Genomic DNA, 16,589 nt, shown 5'->3' with positions numbered 1-16,589 from the left:
CTGGCAGCGGCGATCGGGGCGGCCACGCCGGCTGCCGGAGCCCCGGCGCGTCAACGCTGCCGCACACCGGTCATCGTGGCGAAGACGATGACGTTGTCGGTGTAGCTGCGTTTCTGTTCGTCGAACCGGCCGCCGCAGGTGATCACCCGAAGGCTGGCCCGGTCGGACGGCCCGTACACCAACTCGGTCGGGAACTGATCCTTCGGGTAGGACTTGAGGCCGTCGACCTGGAAGGTCACCTCTGTGCGATCGGCGCGTTCGACGCTAACCGTGTCTCCGGGGCGTAGTTCCCCGAGCCGGAAGAACACCGCTGGGCCGATCTTGGCCGAGTCGACGTGGCCCATGATCACGGCGTTGCCGAGCTCGCCCGGGCTGGCGCCGAGCTTGTACCAGCCGGCGTTCATGGCCTGATCCAGCGGCGGCACCTGCACGGTTCCGTCGTCGTTGACACCGAGCGCGAGAACGTCGGCCCGTACGCCGATGCGAGGGATCGTGATCCGGCTGGGCGGTGAGGCGGCCAGAGCGGAACGGTTCGGCGTGGCGTCAGGCGAGGCGTCGGGAGCCTGCTGCGACGGTGACGGGGGAGCGGCCGCAGCGGGTGGCTGGGGCGGTGGGGACGAAGCGCCGGTCGGCCACGAGGCGCCGACCATCCCCGCGCCGGTGAGTGCTGCCATTCCACACAGCGCGAGCGCCAAGGTTGTCGCTGTCCGCCGTGCCGATCTTCGTGACGTGCCGCGCACGGTGCTCGGCGCTGCCCTGACTGCCTCGTCACCCATGTCGGCACGCTAACGGGCGACCGGCGGGCAAGCCGCCCAAAGTGAGCTGGATGCTCCTAAAGGTGACATGCCCTCGGTTCGTGCGGAGCCGTCGGGTTGGTGCTTACTCGATCGCGGCCCGCCTGTCCATCCGCTCTGGGTCGTGCAGCGGCGGTCGACGGTGGCCTTGCCGTCCTGAAACCGCTTGGCGGTGTCGTGCCTGCTGTTGGCGGCAAGCCGGAATGGCATCGGCAGAGGCCGGCCATGTTGGGCCGGCCCCTGCCGATGGTGTGCGGATCAGGCGGAGTAGCCGCGGGAGGCGATCCAGTTGGCCAGCTTGTCGGTGCTGATCCAGTACTGGCCCTCATCCGACCAGGAATCACCGATCTTGACGGTGTTTCCGCCGTCGCGGTAGCCGACCACGGCGATGTAATGCCCGCCCTCATAGGAGTGGCCGTGACCGTCGGTGTCGGTCGAGGTGCCGATGATGTTGGCCACCACCGGACGCTTGTCGTCCACCGCCCGCACGATGTCCTCGCGCAGCCGATCGGTCTCGGCCTTGCTGGCCTTCTGCCCGGGGATCTCGACGGTGCGGTAGTCCTTACCGCTGACCTCCTTGAGCACCCGGGTGGTCTCCAGTGCGGAGCTCGTGCCCGCCTCGGTGGTGCGCAGCTTCTTGGCCAGCTCGTCCTGGCTCACGTTCTTACCGAGCGCGGACAGCGCCATCTTCGTCGCCGCCGGCGCACAGTAGAAGTAGGTCTCCTGGAACTTGTAGGTGAAGCCCAGCTCCTTGCCGCCGTTCCGCTTGCCGCTGTCCCGCTGCTCCTGCACGGCAACGGTCGACTTATCGGCCGAGGCCGGTGCGGCGCTCGCCGCAGCCGCGGGCCCGGCGATTGCGCCACCGGCCACCGCGAGGCCGGCCACGGCCAGCGCGGCCTTCCGAACCACCGGAGCCTGGGTGAAGTCGGGTAGCCAACGGGTGATCGTGGTCATCGTTCTCACCTCTCGTCCGGGGGATGCGGCCGGCCTCGCGTGGGACCGGGCCGCAGGGGATCCCGAGCCGGGGTGCTCGGGGCATCGGACGGGTTCAACCGCCCCCGGTCCGCCGGCATTCCACCCGCAGCCGCTGGTCGTTTGTTCGGAACCGGACATCAGGCGGCGGGACGTCGTTGACGGACGCGACGGCCAATGTCGTCGCTCGGCTCGTGCCCGAATCCGGGCGATCACGTGACCTGGGTGAACACTCAAACTGCCCGCTCATGGGTCGTCTCGGGGCTGGCGGTATCCCGTGGTGACCCGATGGAAAACCAGGATACCGCTTACTACGGCATGTAGTAGGGGTGCGAGGATTGGGGCTCAAGTTGACGTATGGGAGGTTGACCGTGCGACGTCGGAACAAGACGGAGCTGCCGGTGCGGGTGGTCGGCGCGGATGGGTGAGCGGTTCGCGGCGATCGCCTCCACCGGCCCGCTCCTGGTGGCGATGGCCGTCGCCGCTGCCGCCGGTTTGGTGAGTTTCTTGTCGCCGTGCGTGCTGCCTCTGGTGCCCGGCTACCTGTCCTACGTCACCGGGCTGGCGGGCACGGACCTCGCCGCGGCTGCCCGGCCAGCAGAGACCGGGGCCGGAACGGTACCGGTGAAGGCCCGGCAGCGGGCCAGGCACCGGGTCGTGGCCGGCACGCTGGGGTTCATCGCCGGGTTCGCCGTCGTGTTCGTCACCGTCGCCGTCGCATTCAACGCCGCCGGCCGGGCGCTCCTGACCAATGCGCGCACCATCGAGATCGCCGCCGGAGCGCTGACCGTGCTCCTCGGCGCCGGCTACCTCGGGGCATTCCCCGTCCTGCAACGGCAGGTCCGCGCCTCTCGGCTGCCTTCCGCCGGAGTGGCCAGCGCACCGGTGCTCGGCGCGACGTTCGGGCTCTCCTGGACACCGTGCGTGTCTCCGACCCTCGGCGCGGTGCTCGGCCTGGCCGCCGTGGAGTCCACCGCAACCCGGGCCACCGTGCTCGCCCTGGCCTACTGCGCCGGTCTCGGTCTGCCATTTCTGTTCGTCGGCCTCGGGCTACGGCACGCGATGGCCCTCACCGGTTTCGTGCGGCGTCACCAACGCTGGGTCACCCGCGTCGGGGGCGCCCTGCTGGTCGCGATCGGTGTGGCCCTGCTGACCGGGGCCTGGGGCGAGCTGATGAACTGGTTGCGAGCCACCGTCGGGCCAGGACAGATCGGCATCTGAGAGCCTGTTCGACCCGGGTCGCAGACCGCCGAGGTGGCTCACAGGAAGCTGACAGTCAGACGCTGGAGCGCCGTCCGTATGGTTCGCCTCGGCGGCTGACCGCCGTGGTACCGATCGATGAGGATCGCCGATGACGAAGAACACCCGTCTGACCTTGGCGGTGGCCGCCGCGCTCGTGCTGCTCATCGCCGGACTGCTCACCGTCACCCGCCGCGACGAGCCGAGCCCCGCAACGCAGGCCAGCGGCGCCGTGGACGCGGCGGTGCTGGTGCGCGACGACAGCCACCGGCTGTCCACAGCCGCAGACGGCAAGGTCACATTGGTGGAGTTCCTCGACTTCGAATGCGAATCGTGTGCCGCCGCCTACCCGGCGATCAAGCAGATCGTGGCCGCCTACCAGGACCGGATCACGTTCGTCGTCAGGTACTTCCCGATCCCCAGCCACCCCAACGCCGAACTGGCCGCCCGCGCCGCGCAGGCCGCCGCGAACCAGGGCCGCTTCCCGGACATGTACGCCCAGCTGTTCGAGAACCAGACGAGCTGGAGTCACAACAACGATCCGCAGACCGAGGTGTTCCTCGGCTACGCCCGCACGCTGGGGATGGACATGGCGCGCTTCCAGCGTGACCTCGACGACCCGGCGACCGCGGCACGCGTTGCCAAGGACAGGACCGACGGGCGTGCCGCCGGGGTGACGGGCACGCCGACGTTCTTCCTCAACAGCCGGCAACTGACGCAGGTGCGCACCCAGGACGACCTCGTCGCCGCCATCGACATCGCGCTCGCCGGATGAGCACCAGCGTCTCCGACCGCAGCACCGCACCGACCGCCGTCAACACGGCGTTCCTCGGCCGCGTCACCGCCTGGACCTGCGCTGCCGGCGGCCTGACCGGGCTGCTCGCCGCGGCCGTGCTCACCATCGAGAAGCTCAACCTCGCCGCCGACCCCGCGTACGTGCCGACCTGCAGTATCAACCCGATCCTGTCGTGTGGATCGGTGATGTCCAGCGCGCAGGCGCAGGCGTTCGGCGTCCCGAACTCCCTGATCGGCGTCGCCGGATTCGCCGTGGTCGCCACCATCGGTGTTGCCCTGCTCGCCCGGGTGCGGCTGCCGCGCTGGTTCTGGCTCGGCGTGCAGGCCGGCGCCGCGTTCGGCGTGCTCTTCGTGCACTGGCTCATCTACCAGAGTCTCTACGTCATCGGCGCCCTCTGCCCCTACTGCATGCTCGTCTGGGCCGTCACCATCGCGATCTTCCTGTACGTGACGGTGCACAACCTGCACGACAACGCCCGCGCAATCCCCTCGGGCCTGCGCGCGCTGGCCGCCGCGACGGCCCGCTACCACAGCCTGATTCTGGTCTCGTGGTACGCCGCCATCGTCGTCGCCGTCCTGCATCGCTTCTGGGAGTACTGGACGACACTCGGCTGATTCCGCCGCTCCCGCGTCGCCTGCGGGGCTTCAGCCAGCCACGGGGCGCTGTTCACCTCGTGCCCGCTCCTGGTGCAGGCGGGATTCAGATGCCTCGCCAAGGCTCGCTGCTTGACAAGGCAACTGCTGGATCGAGGAGTGCTCGTCTTGACGGACAAGGACCTGGAAAACGCCGGGCGGTCGCAGCTGTCCCGGCGGCAACTTGTCAAATACGCGGGCGTTGGCGCGACGCTGGCCGCCGCCGGCCCCCTGGTCGGTAGCGGCACCGCATGGGCTGAAGAGGGCCAGGGGAGCGGCACCAAGCGTGGCCACTCCCGCAACCGGGCCTGGCGGGCCGGCGACCACCACGTCCACTCCGAGTACAGCGGCGAGTTCGACACCTCGACGAACCCGCCGACGTTCCACAAGGGCGCCGACGCGGTGTACCCCATCGTCACCAACGCCATCATGGCGAAGAACTTCGGACTGACCTGGGCGATGTGCACCGACCACGGCGGCCCCACCCACTCGAAGGTCAACCTGGAGCAGGCGTACCCGGACCTGCTGCTGTCCCGGCGGCTCGTACCCGAGGTGCTGCAGTTCTGGGGCATGGAGTTCGACGCACCGGCGCTGGACCACCACACGCTGATGATCCCGCGTCACGACGACGAGGCGAAGATGCTCTTCGAACTGGAGAGCCGCTTCGCCAAGCGCGACCCGTTCCCGGCCGATCCGGCCCGGGACACCGAGGCCAAGATGATCGAGTTCCTCAAGGTCGCCCGTGGCATGCCGCTCAAGCCGCTGGTGATCGCCCACCACGCCTCCCGGTCGGCCACCGGGCTCGGCGTCTACGGCCAGGACACGCCGCGGGAGTTCCGCAACGGCCACAACGTCGCACCGGAGGTGTACGTCGGCTTCGAGGGCGCTCCCGGACACCAGGCCGGGCCGCTCAACGGCGGCAAGCGGGGCGGCTACGGCAACCACCCCACCCACGGCGGCTTCGACCAGATGACCGCCCGCGTCGGCGGGCTGTGGGACTCCCTGCTCGGCGAGGGACGCCGCTGGTGGATCACCGCGACCTCCGACTCGCACGTGCACTGGACCCGCGGTGGCTCCGACTTCTGGCCCGGCGAGTACAGCAAGACGTACGTCCTGGCCCGGCAGGACTACGGCGACATCATGGACGGCCTGCGTAACGGGCGGATCTGGGTCACCACCGGCGACCTCATCACCAGCCTCGACCTCACCGCCCGGTGTCAGGGTCTCGCCGCCGACACCGGCGAGACCATCACGGTGAGCCGGCGCCAGCGCCGCGACATCGAGATCGAGATCCGGTTCCGTCCGCTCAACGGCCTCAACGCCAACGGCGACCGCCCGGAGGTCCGCCGCGTCGACCTGATCGTCGGCGAGATCACCGGCCCGAACCCCAACCCGGACGCGGACACGAACCCCACCACCAAGGTCGTCGCCCGCTTCGGCCCTCGGGACTGGCGCAGGCAGGGTGCCGACTACGTCATCCGCCACACGCTGCGCGACGTGGACAGTGACCTGTACGCCCGGGTGCGAGGCACCAACACCGACGAGGCCGAGCCCCTCGCTGACGGGCTGGAGAGCCCGTGGGAGGACCTGTGGTTCTACTCGAACCCGGTCTTCGTCCACGTCCGCTAACAACCACCACCACGCCCTGGAATCGACCTGGGCGTAGGGCGGACCGTGCCCGTCGCAGCCGCTGCAGGTTCCCCTTCCGCCGCAGTGCGGCGGAAGGGGAACCTGCCAGATGGGCACGGGTTGATCCTGTCCGCCCGCCAGCGCCCAATTGTTCGTCCGCGCTCACAATCGATCAGGCGACTCGACACCTTCTCATTCCCCCCATCCGAATGCGGCCCGGACCCTACTGCGAAAGAGGCTCCTCCGAATTTACGGAACCGGGCAGACAACTGGGGCGGCGCCGAGACAATGTTGCCTATCGGACGGCAAAACAACGGGGGATGCCTGATGAGATTGAGACAGCGGTTGAAGCTGTTGACGGTAACTGTCGTAGCTGCTCCTCTGGTCGTCACTGCCTGCACGGAGGACCGGAAGTCGGGCTCGGCCGAGGAAAGATCCGCGCCACCGGAACTCACGCTGACCCCGGACGACCGGGCCGCGGAGGTCCCGCTCAGCGCCGAGATCGGCATCCGGGTCGCCGGCGGCCAGGTCACCACCGTGCGCCTCACCGACGACACCGGCAGGGAGGTCAAGTCAGGGCCACGTGAGGACGGCTCCGCCTGGGTCCCGAGCGTGCCGCTGAAGCCGAAGAAGACCTACCGCGCCGAGGTCACCGCCACCAGCGGCTCCGGCAAGACCACCACCCGCAAGGCCACCTTCACCACGATGGCGAAATCATCAAGGCCCGCTATCATCAGCACCCTGTATTTCGCGAACAAACAGACGTACGGCACCGCGATGCCGGTAACTGTCGCGTTCGACCCGCCTATTCCCAAGGAGGGCAGAGCGGACGTCCAGCGCCGATTGTTCGTAAAGACGGACCCGCCACAGCCGGGCGTCTGGTCATGGCTCGACGACGGCAGTCAGGTCTACTACCGGGCTCCCGATTTCTGGCGGCCGGGAACCACGATCAGCGTGCGGGCCGGCCTGGAGGGGCTGCCCATCGGCAAGAACTCGATCGGTGACGCCGACCGGACCGCCACCTCGAAGATCGGCCGGCAGGTGTCGCTGGAGGTCGACAACGCCACCAAGCAGATGTCGGTCTACCAGGACGGCAAGCTGATCCGCAAGATCCCGGTCAGCCTCGGCAAGCCGAGCACGCCGACCTCCAGCGGCAAGATGGTGATCATGGAGAAACACCAGTACACCACCTTCGACACCCGCGGAGAGCCGAACGGTGGCTACGTGGTCGACGTCGAAGACGCCCAACGGCTCACCTGGGGCGGTGAGTTCATCCACGGCGCCCCGTGGTCCGAGGGTGATCAAGGCAAGACGAACGTTTCCCACGGCTGCACCAACGTGTCCGCCGCCGCCGCCGACTGGCTCATGGGCATCACCCAGGTCGGCGACCTCGTCACCTTCACCGGCACCGAGGTGCAGTTGCAACCCGGCAACGGCTGGACCGCCTGGAACGTCAGCTGGGCCGAATTCATCAAGGGCAGTGCCCTGCCGGTGCCCGCCGGATTGGCCTCGGCGCCGACCGTCCCGGTGCAACCAGGCGCCGCCGCCGGCGGTTCCCCAGCGCCCACCACTTCGCCGGTACGAACCCCGTCCGCAGGCGGGAACTGACCCGCGCAGTCCACCGGGAGCCGCCCGGACCGGGCCTCTGATCGACACCGCTGCGATGGCCCCTTGGAAGACCACTCCACACGCACGCACGCCCGTCGGCGAAGACGCCGGCGGGCGCGCTGCCGTGTGCCCTAGTACTGCAACGGCAGTAGGCGAATCGCCTTCGGCTCGTGTTCGTTGGTCTGGCTGTGACGGACGTTGATGTCGATCAGTGGCATGGCGAGTTGGACCGGTTGCATGCGCGGATCGGGCGTCGGTTTCGCCGTTCTGAGCCGCGGCGGCGGGCGCGGCAGTACCTGTGCGGGCTGGTCTCGGGTCTGGGCCGTAAGAACGGCTGGACCCTGGCTGAGCAGGCCGGGGATGGGTCGCCGGACGGGATGCAGAGGCTGTTGCGGTGGGCGGGCTGGGACGTCGACGCGGTCCGTGACGATGTGCGGGACTACGTGGTCGAGCACCTCGGCGACCCGGCTGGTGTGTTGATCGTTGACGACACCGGGTTCCTGAAGAAGGGCACCCGGTCGGCCGGGGTGCAGCGGCAGTATTCCGGCACCGCTGGCCGGACGGAGAACTGCCAGGTCGGGACGTTCCTGGCCTACCGATCCAGCAAGGGTCACGCGTTGATCGATCGGCAGCTCTACCTTCCGGCGTCGTGGACCGATGACCGGGACCGGTGCCGAGCCGCCGGGATCCCGGACGACGTCGAGTTCGCCACGAAGGTGCAGATGGCTCGGACGATGCTGGCCCGAGCCTTCGACGCCGGGGTGCCGGTGGGGTGGGTGACCATGGACGAGGCCTACGGCCAGTCGAAGTCGCTGCGGCTGTGGCTGGAACACCGGGATGTGGGTTATGTGGTCGCGACCCGCCGCAACGACGACATGATCACCACCACGATGGGCATCGCCCGGGCCGACGAGCTGATCGCCGCTGTGCCGGCTCGGGCATGGTGCCGGCTGTCCGCCGGCGCCGGCGCCCACGGGCCTCGTGAGTACTGGTGGGCGCGGGTGCCGGTGCGTATCGGCTGGCAGCCCGGACGCGGGCACTGGCTGCTCGCCCGCCGCAGCATCAGCACCGGCGAGATCGCCTACTACGTCTGCTACGGACCTCGCCGCACCCGCCTGCTCGACCTCGCCCGCATCGCCGGAGCCCGGTGGGCGATCGAGGAGTGCTTCCAACAGGCCAAGAACGAAGCCGGCCTCGACGAGTACCAGGTCCGCGACTGGCGAGCCTGGTACGCCCACATCACCCTCGCGATGGCCGCCCACGCCTGGCTGTCCGTTGCCCGATCCCTTACCGCAAAAGGGGATCCAGCACCGACGACGGCATGATGATCGGCTACACGGTACCGGAGATCCGAAGACTGCTCACCGCACTCGTAGTGCGATCAACCCACCCACCAGAGCAGGTCTGGGCCTGGTCCCGATGGCGCCGACGACGCCAACACCAAGCCCGAACCTGCCACTACCGACGACGTGGCTACCCCTGACAACTGCCGTTGCAGTACTAGCGCGCTCGCTCGGCCCGCCGCACCAACACCGGGTGTCGCTTGCCGCACGGCGAGGGTTCACAACGCTGCATGAATTCGCTGAACGCCGGTGGACACCCCCACTAGCCGTGCAAGTGCCGGCGGTGGTGTGACAGGTCGGTGTGGTGGTGTCCGCCGGGGTGGCTGTCGGGGTCGGTGTGGACGGTCGCGGTGGTCAGCCGCGGTACTGCGTGGGTGAGTTGGTGTTCGGCGTCGGCGGCGATCTCGTGGGCGGCGACGAGGCTGAGGTTGGCGTCGACGACGAGGTCGGCTTCGGCGTGCAGGCGGTGGCCGATCCACCGTAGCCGGACCGTGGCCACGTCGCGGACGCCGTCGATGGCCCGCAGGGTGGTTTCGGCCTGGTCGACGAGGTCGGGGTCGACGGCGTCCATGAGTCGGCGGTAGACCTCGCGGGCGGCGTCCTTGAGCACGAAGGTGATGGCGACCGCGATGGCCAGGCCGACGACGGGGTCGGCCCAGCGCCAGCCGAGGGCGGTGCCGCCGGCGGCGGCGAGGACGGCGAGGGAGGTGTAGCCGTCGGTGCGGGCGTGCAGGCCGTCGGCGACCAGGGCGGCGGAGCCGATGCGCCGGCCGACCCGGATGCGGTACTGGGCGACCAGCTCGTTGCCGATGAAGCCGACGAGGCCGGCGGCGGCGACCCAGGGCAGGTGGGTCATCTGGGCGGGGTGCAGCAGCCGGTCGACGGCGGTCCAGGCGGCGGCGACGGCGGAGGCGGCGATGACGACGACGATGATGATGCCGGCGAGGTCTTCGGCGCGGCCGTAGCCGTAGGTGTAGGCGCGGGTGGCGGCGCGGCGGCCGAGTAGGAAGGCGATGCCCAGCGGCACGGCGGTCAGGGCGTCGGCGACGTTGTGCAGGGTGTCGCCGAGCAGGGCGACCGATCCGGAGAGCACCACGATGACCGCTTGGGCGAGCGCGGTGGCGCCGAGGCCGACCAGGGAGATCCACAGCGCGCGTAGCCCGTCACGGGAGGTCTCCAACGCGGGATCGACCTTCGCGTGGGAGTCGTGGGAGTGCGGTACGACGGCGTGGGCCAGCCGGTGCCACCAGGCGGCGAGCGGGCCGCCGTGCTCGTGCGCATAGTCATGGCTGTGTTCGTGGCCGTGTTCGTGGTCGTTCACCGTTCCCCCAGGCTTCTGCCGGTCGCACCGGCGCTCCATACCCTGACGACGGCGATAATATGTGCTCATGTACGCACGCGACAATGTTGCAGATGCCGGTGACCTGCAACAACAACTCCCTGGCGGGCACCAGGTCGAGGCGGCGACCGACATGTTGCGGATGCTCGCCGACCCCACACGATTACGGCTGATGTGGCTGCTCCGCGACGGCGAGTACGACGTCACCGCCCTCGTCGCGGCGGTGGGGACGGCTCGGCCGGCCGTGTCCCAGCACCTGGGCAAGCTGAGGCTGGCCGGGCTGGTCGGGGTGCGGCGAGAGGGCCGCCGGGCGTTCTACCGTGTCCGCAATGGACATGTGCGGCGGCTGGTGACCGAGGTGATGCATGCGGCGTCGCACCGGATGACCGGCACCCCGGAGCACGATTGAGTGGCGATTCTCGGCGGCTCTGATCCCGTGGCGGAGATGCCAGCAGCTACGTGCGCACTGGGACAGCTCCGGCTGAGCAGCGCCGGGGACAGCCGCTCACCGCCGGGCATGGACAAGCCCGCCAGTGGCACTGGCGTTGGTGACCTGGTGCCTTGCCGGCAGGCCTACAACCCGGCGAGGGCGTAGAGCCCGAGGAACCCGACGAAGAACAGGGCGGCTGTCCACGGGGTCTCGGGGTGTTCGTGGGCTTCGACCAGGAGTTCCTCGGTGACCAGGTACAGCAGTGCGGCGGCGCCGAAGGCCAGCACTGCGGCCAGGACTCCACGGCTGGCGCCGCCGAGCAGTGCCGCACCGCCGATGGCTCCGACAGCAGTGGCCAGGCCGAGCGCACTCGGAATCATGGCGGCGCGCACCCGGCCGGCGCCTCGCTTGGTCAGTGCGGCGCTCACCGACAGGCCGAGGAACAGGACCTCCAGGGTGAGTGCGATCGTGAGGATGACGCCCTGGCTTCTGCCGAGGGTGACGCCCAAGCCGACGAGCAGGCCGTCTACGAGCAGGTCGACACCGACCGCGGCCAGCAGCCCGGCGGGGACGCCGGTGGGGCGGGTGGCCTCCACTCGGCGGGAGTAGGCCCCCAGAGCAGCAGTAGAGCCACACCGGCGGTGAATGCGCCCACCACGATCGGCAGGTGGCCTTCTCGGCGCAGCTCGGGCAGCAGTTCGCCGGCGAGCGCGGCGAACACCACTCCGGCGGCGAAGTGCTGGATTCCGCTGGAGACCGCTGGGCCGGGAGTTCTGAACGTGGCGATCACCGCGCCTGTCACGGTGGCCACGACGGGAAAGGCCACCAGGATCGCTGCCGTGCCGACTACGTTCACAGGCGTCCTCTCCTGTCCTCTACCCAGTACGGGGGCGCCGTCAGGGCGCCCCGGTGTTCGTGCCCGGCGGTTCGTCGGCCAAACCAGCACGGCTCGGGCCGACGAGGCTGAGCGGTTTCGGCGGGCGCGCTCGGTGACGCGGCGGTCGTGATCGCTGCCGTCGTGGTGTCTGCGAGCATGGGCGGTTCCGTAGCTGGTGGTGTGGCACAGGTGGAGGTGGGGGCATGGCGACGGATCTGGTCGGCGCCCTCGCCGTGGCGTCGTTGGCCGCGTTCGCGCTTGCCTGGCTGTCGGCGGTAGCCGGCTTCGGCGGCGGTGTGCTGCTGCTGCCCGTGTTCACCGCGCTGTTCGGCCTCCGGATGGCGGTGCCGATGCTGACCTTGACCCAGGTGTGGAGCAACGGCTCGCGGGTGTGGTTCAACCGGCGGGAGGTGAACTGGCGGCTCGTGCGCTGGTTCGCCCTGGGTGCGGTGCCCACCGCTGTCCTGGGCGGACTGCTGCTGGCCCGCGCCCCGCTGGGGCCACTCAAACGGCTGCTCGGGGTGATCCTCATCGCCGTGGTCATCTGGCGGCGGCGCAATCCGCATCCGCGGCGGCCGTCCGACCCGGCGTTCGCCGGCGTGGGCGCGGGGTCCGGGCTCGGCTCGGCGCTGCTCGGGTCGGTGGGGCCGCTGACCGCGCCGTTTTTCCTCGCGTACGGGTTGACCCGCGCCGCGTACGTCGGCACCGAAGCCGCCAGCGCGCTGGTCATGCACGCCTCGAAGATCGCCGCCTACGGCGCCGGTGCGCTCCTTGACCGCACCGTACTGCTGTTCGGGGTGGCACTGACTCCCGCGACCCTGCTGGGTGCCTGGGCAGGCAGGAAGACCGTGGGGCGGATCAGTGACCGACTGTTCGTAGCCGTCGTGGAGGTCGGTCTGATCGCCGCCGGCGTGCTGTTTCTACTCGGCGTCTGACGTCACCCGAGCCGGCTACTCCTCATCCGCGGCTCAGGCGAGGTGTTGCCGGACGCGGCGGGGCGGGGTGAACGCGTACAGGTCGAGCACGCCGGGTCGGCCGGCCAGGCCGGGGCCGCCGGCGCGGATCCAGGCGGCGATGTCGTCGCTCGCGTCGGTGTCGTTGACCAGGCCGAGCCAGACCGGTCGCCCGCCGGCGCGGCGGCCGGCGGGGGAGGGTTGCACGACGATGATGTTGGCGTGCGCGCAGGTGTCGAGGCAGTCGCTGACCCGTACCACCGCAACGTCGGCCACCGCGCGGTGCCGACGGGGTGTTCGCTGGGGTGTTCGGCCCCGGCGGCCAGCCGCAGCACCTCCTCGGTGCGGGCGTCTCCGATCGCGCGGATGTCGACGACGCGGGGGTGTCCTTCGGTGAGGGTGCCGGTCTTGTCGAACGCCACCACATCGGTGTCGGCGAGTTGTTCCATCACCACGGCGGACTTGACCAGGACCCCGTGTCGGCCGGCGAGGGCGATCGCGGACAGCAGCGGCGGCATCGTGGCGAGGACCACCGCGCACGGCGATGCCACGATCATGAAGGTCATCGCCCGGAGCAGCGTCGAGCGCAGGTCGGCGCCGAAGAGCAGGGGGACGGCGAACAGCGCCAGGGTGGCGAAGACCACGGCGATCGAGTACCGCTGTTCGACCTTCTCGATGAGCAGCTGCGTCTTCGCTTTGGTCGCCGACGCCTGCTCCACCAGGGCGACGATGCGGGCGATCACCGACTCGCCCGCTTCACGATGCACCTGGACGACCAGCGTGCCGGTGCCGTTGAGGGTGCCGGCGAACACCTCGTCGCCGACCGACTTGACCGCCGGCAGGGGCTCGCCGGGTGAAGTCGTTATCAGGGGCACGCCGAGAGACACTACCTGCATGATCACGCAGGTAGCTGAGCAGGTAGGTGGCCAGGCTAGGATGAGCGGGTGCACACGTCGCTGCCGGACTTCCAGATGCCCCACGACGAGCAGGTCCACCTCGCCGCCGAAAGCTTCCGGCTGCTGGCCGACCCCACCCGCATCAAGATCCTCTGGGCCCTGCTGCAGGGCGAGTCGTCCGTCGCCTGCCTGGCCGAGATCGTCGGCGCCGCCCCCACCGCGGTCAGCCAGCACCTCGCCAAACTCCGCCTCGCCGGCCTGGTCCGCGGTCGACGCGAAGGCACCTTCGTGCACTACTCCGCCGCCGACACCCACGTCCGGGCGCTGCTCGCCGAGGCCCTGTTCCATGCCGACCACACCGACCGGAACCTGCCCGACCATCCTGCGACGGAGTACACCCACGTCCCCGCCGCCTCTGGCCGCTGACCCGACAGACCCCACTTAACTAGGAGCGCTGTGATGACGGCAGCAGCAGATCGCGCAGCGGAGGGCCTCGTGGCTGTCGAGCTTCGTTCCGTGCCCGACTGTCCGAACCTCGCCCCGGCCCGGCGCGAGCTGCGCGCGGCGCTGGCCGACCTCGGTCTGCCCCGCACCGTGGTCGTCGAGGTCGTGGGGGACTATCCATCGCCGTCGATCCTGGTCAACGGCGTGGACGTAATGGGCGGCAGCGGCGACGGCTCGGCCGTATGTCGCCTTGATCTGCCCACTGGCGAGCGCATTCGCGCTGCCCTGCGCCAGGCGATCGGCACCGGACCCGGGACGGCGCGACAGGGTTGAGTTAGGCGACGTGCGGCAGGCAGCCGGACCGATGCAACCCGGACGATCACGGCGCCACACCTGGTGTCGTTCGGCGAGCCGTTGACGCGTCGGGGGGTGGGGTCATGCCCCGCACCGCCGGCCGACCGGTTGCGCGGGCGTGCTCGCCATCGAATCGCCTGCTGTATACAGCTGCTGCTGTATACAGCAGGTGATGTACTGTGTCCGCGTGGAGACGTTGACGTACGGGCAAGTGCTCGCCCGGTTCGGCCATGCGCTGTCCGACCCCATCCGGGCGCGTCTGCTCCTGGCGTTGCGGGACGCCCCCGGCTATCCGGCGGAACTGGCGGACCTCCTCGGCGCCACCCGGCAAAACCTGTCCAATCACCTGGCCTGCCTGCGTGGCTGCGGGCTGGTCGTGGCGGTGCCGGAGGGCCGGCGGACCCGCTACGAGTTGGCCGACGCGCGTCTCGCGCACGCGCTCGGTGACCTCTTGAACCTCGTGTTGACGGTCGACCCGACCGCCTGCACGGACGCCGACGAGAAGGGCTGCTGCTGATGTCCGCCCCTTTGCTCCAGATCCAACCCGACGGCCGCGCAGCCCGGCGTGCGGTGCTGGCTCGGCGGGTACGACTGCTGGTGGCCGCCACGATCACCTACAACGTGATCGAGGCAGCGGTGGCGATCACCGCCGGTGCCGCCGCCTCGTCAACCGCGCTGATCGGCTTCGGTCTCGACTCGGTCATCGAGGTGTCCTCGGCTGCGGCGGTGGCCTGGCAGTTCGCCGGACGCGACCCCGAGGCGCGGGAAAAGATCGCGCTGCGGATCATCGCGGTGTCGTTCTTCGCGCTGGCCACCTACGTCACCGTCCAGTCAGTACGCGCGCTCGCCGGAGACGGAGAGGCCGAGCACTCCACGACCGGACTGGTCCTGGCCGCCCTGTCGCTGCTCATCATGCCGGTGCTGTCCTACGCGCAGCGGCGGGCCGGGCGTGAGCTGGGTTCCCGGTCGGCGGTGGCCGACTCCAAGCAGACCTTACTGTGCACCTACCTGTCGGCAGTCTTGCTCGTCGGCCTCGGCGTCAACAGCCTGTTCGGCTGGACATGGGCCGATCCGTTGGCCGCGCTGGTCATCGCCGCCGTGGCGATCAAGGAGGGGCGAGAGGCGTGGCGCGGGGACGCCTGTTGCGCCGCAGCTCCCCCGATCTGTCAGACCAGCACCGATTGCACAGCAACGCGCGGGCTAGGTGATCCGGCTCCTCGCAGGACAGAGTGTACGTAGAGCAAGCCCGGGCACACGACGCAAGACGCGCCCGTACGGGTGTTCTGTCGGCTGTATGTTCCGCACCGGGTTTGATGGAGACATCGGAACCTGGGAGGAATACCAGCGATGCCGGCACCGAAGAAGTACAACGATGAGCTCCGCCGGCGAGAAAACCGCAACCACTCCCAGCCATGCCGCTACGCGCCACCCGGCTGCGGCTGGGCGTCGAGGATGACGTAATCCAGACCGGTCCTGCGCAGGTAGTATCCCGCCGCCAGACCCGCCTGCCCACCCCCGACGACCACGACATCACACGACCCGGGCACGCACGACACCCCCTCAATCCGCCGATCATCATGCCCAGACCACGGAAGCGGCTGCCCGTCATGCGAGCTCACGGTGATCCTGCCCTCGTTCACCAGCGGATCGACGGTGTTGGCTGCAACGATGCAAGACGTGGGAACTGTGAAGACCGAGACGCCTGCCATCTCGCCCCTCGCCGGAGAGCCGATCGAACGCGCCGACGCCGAACGGCTAGCCGGCGTGCTCAAGGCGTTCGCCGACCCGGCCCGGCTGCGACTACTCAGCCTGATCCAATCCGCCCCGCAGGGCGAGGCGTCCGTCACCGACCTCACCGCGCCCCTCGGACTCTCCCAACCAACCGTCAGCCACCACCTGCGGATCCTCACCGAAGCCGGGCTGCTCGAACGCGACAAGCGCGGCGTCTGGGCCTACTACCGCCTCGTGCCGTCCGCCATCGCCACGATTGCTGACCTGCTGACCCCACCGCGTAAGCGAGCGATGAAGAAGACTCGCTGACCGGCGGCACCGAAGACCACCGGCACCTCCCGGCCCGGCGGGCGCCGCGTGGTGCTCCGTTGGTGCTCGGACGTTCGGGACCGTGTGAGCACGGCCGGAACTCAACCGGCATGAGATCCCGCGACACCACGGGCCGGAACCGCTAGCTAGCGACGGGTGCTCCGTGGGTGCTCGGACGCCGAGGAACTGACACCGATCAGCCAGGACCGCACCCGGATTCGGCGGCAACCGCAGCCATCGATA

20 protein-coding genes are annotated in these 16,589 nt (G+C 69.6%); 13 read left to right on the top strand and 7 right to left on the bottom strand.

From position 1 onward, the window contains the following. Window positions 1–50 precede the first annotated feature (50 nt). Together ACLQ2W_RS00345 and ACLQ2W_RS00340 are read right to left on the bottom strand one after the other, a co-directional pair. Window positions 51–776: a class F sortase gene (locus tag ACLQ2W_RS00345; RefSeq protein ID WP_425784750.1), complete on the bottom strand. Its 726-nt coding sequence runs from the start codon at window positions 774–776 to the stop codon at window positions 51–53. Between the two features lie 276 nt (window positions 777–1,052). After that, the gene (locus ACLQ2W_RS00340) at window positions 1,053–1,748 is read right to left on the bottom strand and encodes a C39 family peptidase (protein WP_425784749.1); all 696 of its coding nucleotides are present in this window, start codon (window positions 1,746–1,748) and stop codon (window positions 1,053–1,055) included. A 438-nt stretch (window positions 1,749–2,186) separates the two neighbouring features. Between ACLQ2W_RS00340 and ACLQ2W_RS00335 the strand changes: the two genes are divergently transcribed. The 6 genes from ACLQ2W_RS00335 to ACLQ2W_RS00310 all read left to right on the top strand — a co-directional run bounded on the left by ACLQ2W_RS00335 (window position 2,187) and on the right by ACLQ2W_RS00310 (window position 8,995). Then, window positions 2,187–2,987, top strand: coding sequence for a cytochrome c biogenesis CcdA family protein (locus ACLQ2W_RS00335; RefSeq protein WP_425784748.1), 801 nt, complete (start codon window positions 2,187–2,189; stop codon window positions 2,985–2,987). A 130-nt stretch (window positions 2,988–3,117) separates the two neighbouring features. Further along, a complete protein-coding gene (locus ACLQ2W_RS00330; RefSeq protein WP_425784747.1) occupies window positions 3,118–3,780 on the top strand; it encodes a DsbA family protein in 663 nt (220 codons plus the stop codon). Then, on the top strand, window positions 3,777–4,415 hold the full coding sequence (locus ACLQ2W_RS00325) for a vitamin K epoxide reductase family protein (RefSeq protein WP_425784746.1): 639 nt from the start codon (window positions 3,777–3,779) through the stop codon (window positions 4,413–4,415). The genes ACLQ2W_RS00330 and ACLQ2W_RS00325 overlap by 4 nt, the downstream gene beginning before the upstream one ends. Before the next feature lie 147 nt (window positions 4,416–4,562). Then, window positions 4,563–6,062: a twin-arginine translocation signal domain-containing protein gene (locus ACLQ2W_RS00320; RefSeq protein ID WP_425784745.1), complete on the top strand. Its 1,500-nt coding sequence runs from the start codon at window positions 4,563–4,565 to the stop codon at window positions 6,060–6,062. Window positions 6,063–6,389: 327 nt separating this feature from the next. Next, entirely contained in the window at window positions 6,390–7,670 is a 1,281-nt protein-coding gene (locus ACLQ2W_RS00315) for an Ig-like domain-containing protein (RefSeq protein ID WP_425785977.1), read from the top strand. Window positions 7,671–7,858: 188 nt separating this feature from the next. After that, window positions 7,859–8,995, top strand: a complete 1,137-nt coding sequence (locus ACLQ2W_RS00310) for an IS701 family transposase (protein ID WP_425785976.1) — start codon at window positions 7,859–7,861, stop codon at window positions 8,993–8,995. A gap of 280 nt (window positions 8,996–9,275) precedes the next feature. On the opposite strand, the gene ACLQ2W_RS00305 is transcribed toward ACLQ2W_RS00310, so the two are convergent. Next, window positions 9,276–10,373 carry a cation diffusion facilitator family transporter gene (locus tag ACLQ2W_RS00305; RefSeq protein WP_425785975.1) on the bottom strand — a complete coding sequence of 366 codons (1,098 nt, stop codon included), beginning with the start codon at window positions 10,371–10,373 and terminating at the stop codon, window positions 9,276–9,278. Between the two features lie 28 nt (window positions 10,374–10,401). On the opposite strand from ACLQ2W_RS00305, the gene ACLQ2W_RS00300 reads away from it, so the two are divergent. Then, complete coding sequence (locus ACLQ2W_RS00300) at window positions 10,402–10,761, top strand: ArsR/SmtB family transcription factor (protein ID WP_425784744.1); 360 nt, start codon at window positions 10,402–10,404, stop codon at window positions 10,759–10,761. 164 nt (window positions 10,762–10,925) lie between these two features. Here ACLQ2W_RS00300 and ACLQ2W_RS00295 read toward each other — a convergent pair whose 3' ends face one another. Both ACLQ2W_RS00295 and ACLQ2W_RS00290 read right to left on the bottom strand, forming a co-directional pair. Beyond that, window positions 10,926–11,378 (bottom strand): ZIP family metal transporter, encoded by a 453-nt coding sequence (locus ACLQ2W_RS00295; RefSeq protein ID WP_425784743.1) that lies wholly within the window; start codon window positions 11,376–11,378, stop codon window positions 10,926–10,928. Beyond that, the gene (locus tag ACLQ2W_RS00290; protein ID WP_425784742.1) at window positions 11,309–11,638 is read right to left on the bottom strand and encodes a hypothetical protein; all 330 of its coding nucleotides are present in this window, start codon (window positions 11,636–11,638) and stop codon (window positions 11,309–11,311) included. Before ACLQ2W_RS00290 ends, ACLQ2W_RS00295 begins: the two co-directional genes overlap by 70 nt. Before the next feature lie 224 nt (window positions 11,639–11,862). Between ACLQ2W_RS00290 and ACLQ2W_RS00285 the strand changes: the two genes are divergently transcribed. After that, on the top strand, window positions 11,863–12,594 hold the full coding sequence (locus ACLQ2W_RS00285; RefSeq protein WP_425784741.1) for a sulfite exporter TauE/SafE family protein: 732 nt from the start codon (window positions 11,863–11,865) through the stop codon (window positions 12,592–12,594). A 2-nt stretch (window positions 12,595–12,596) separates the two neighbouring features. Here the strand turns inward: ACLQ2W_RS00285 and ACLQ2W_RS00280 are convergent, their stop codons facing one another. After that, window positions 12,597–13,499 carry an HAD-IC family P-type ATPase gene (locus ACLQ2W_RS00280; protein WP_425784740.1) on the bottom strand — a complete coding sequence of 301 codons (903 nt, stop codon included), beginning with the start codon at window positions 13,497–13,499 and terminating at the stop codon, window positions 12,597–12,599. A gap of 57 nt (window positions 13,500–13,556) precedes the next feature. Between ACLQ2W_RS00280 and ACLQ2W_RS00275 the strand changes: the two genes are divergently transcribed. The 4 genes from ACLQ2W_RS00275 (at window position 13,557) to ACLQ2W_RS00260 (ending at window position 15,545) form a co-directional block, all read left to right on the top strand. Further along, the gene (locus ACLQ2W_RS00275) at window positions 13,557–13,934 is read left to right on the top strand and encodes an ArsR/SmtB family transcription factor (RefSeq protein ID WP_425784739.1); all 378 of its coding nucleotides are present in this window, start codon (window positions 13,557–13,559) and stop codon (window positions 13,932–13,934) included. Window positions 13,935–14,003: 69 nt separating this feature from the next. Further along, the gene (locus ACLQ2W_RS00270; protein WP_425784738.1) at window positions 14,004–14,285 is read left to right on the top strand and encodes a hypothetical protein; all 282 of its coding nucleotides are present in this window, start codon (window positions 14,004–14,006) and stop codon (window positions 14,283–14,285) included. A 208-nt stretch (window positions 14,286–14,493) separates the two neighbouring features. Next, window positions 14,494–14,823: an ArsR/SmtB family transcription factor gene (locus ACLQ2W_RS00265; protein ID WP_425784737.1), complete on the top strand. Its 330-nt coding sequence runs from the start codon at window positions 14,494–14,496 to the stop codon at window positions 14,821–14,823. Then, window positions 14,823–15,545 carry a cation transporter gene (locus ACLQ2W_RS00260; RefSeq protein ID WP_425784736.1) on the top strand — a complete coding sequence of 241 codons (723 nt, stop codon included), beginning with the start codon at window positions 14,823–14,825 and terminating at the stop codon, window positions 15,543–15,545. The genes ACLQ2W_RS00265 and ACLQ2W_RS00260 overlap by 1 nt, the downstream gene beginning before the upstream one ends. Window positions 15,546–15,724: 179 nt before the next feature. Here ACLQ2W_RS00260 and ACLQ2W_RS00255 read toward each other — a convergent pair whose 3' ends face one another. Next, window positions 15,725–16,015, bottom strand: coding sequence for an FAD-dependent oxidoreductase (locus ACLQ2W_RS00255; protein WP_425784735.1), 291 nt, complete (start codon window positions 16,013–16,015; stop codon window positions 15,725–15,727). On the opposite strand from ACLQ2W_RS00255, the gene ACLQ2W_RS00250 reads away from it, so the two are divergent. Further along, the gene (locus ACLQ2W_RS00250) at window positions 15,975–16,346 is read left to right on the top strand and encodes an ArsR/SmtB family transcription factor (protein ID WP_425784734.1); all 372 of its coding nucleotides are present in this window, start codon (window positions 15,975–15,977) and stop codon (window positions 16,344–16,346) included. The two genes, ACLQ2W_RS00255 and ACLQ2W_RS00250, sit on opposite strands and share 41 nt — an antisense overlap. Window positions 16,347–16,589: the final 243 nt, after the last annotated feature.

Source organism: Micromonospora sp. DT227 (assembly GCF_049841835.1).
GTDB lineage: Bacteria > Actinomycetota > Actinomycetes > Mycobacteriales > Micromonosporaceae > Micromonospora.
Note: the sequence above shows the minus strand (reverse complement) of the source record. Positions and strands in the feature narration are given on the sequence as shown.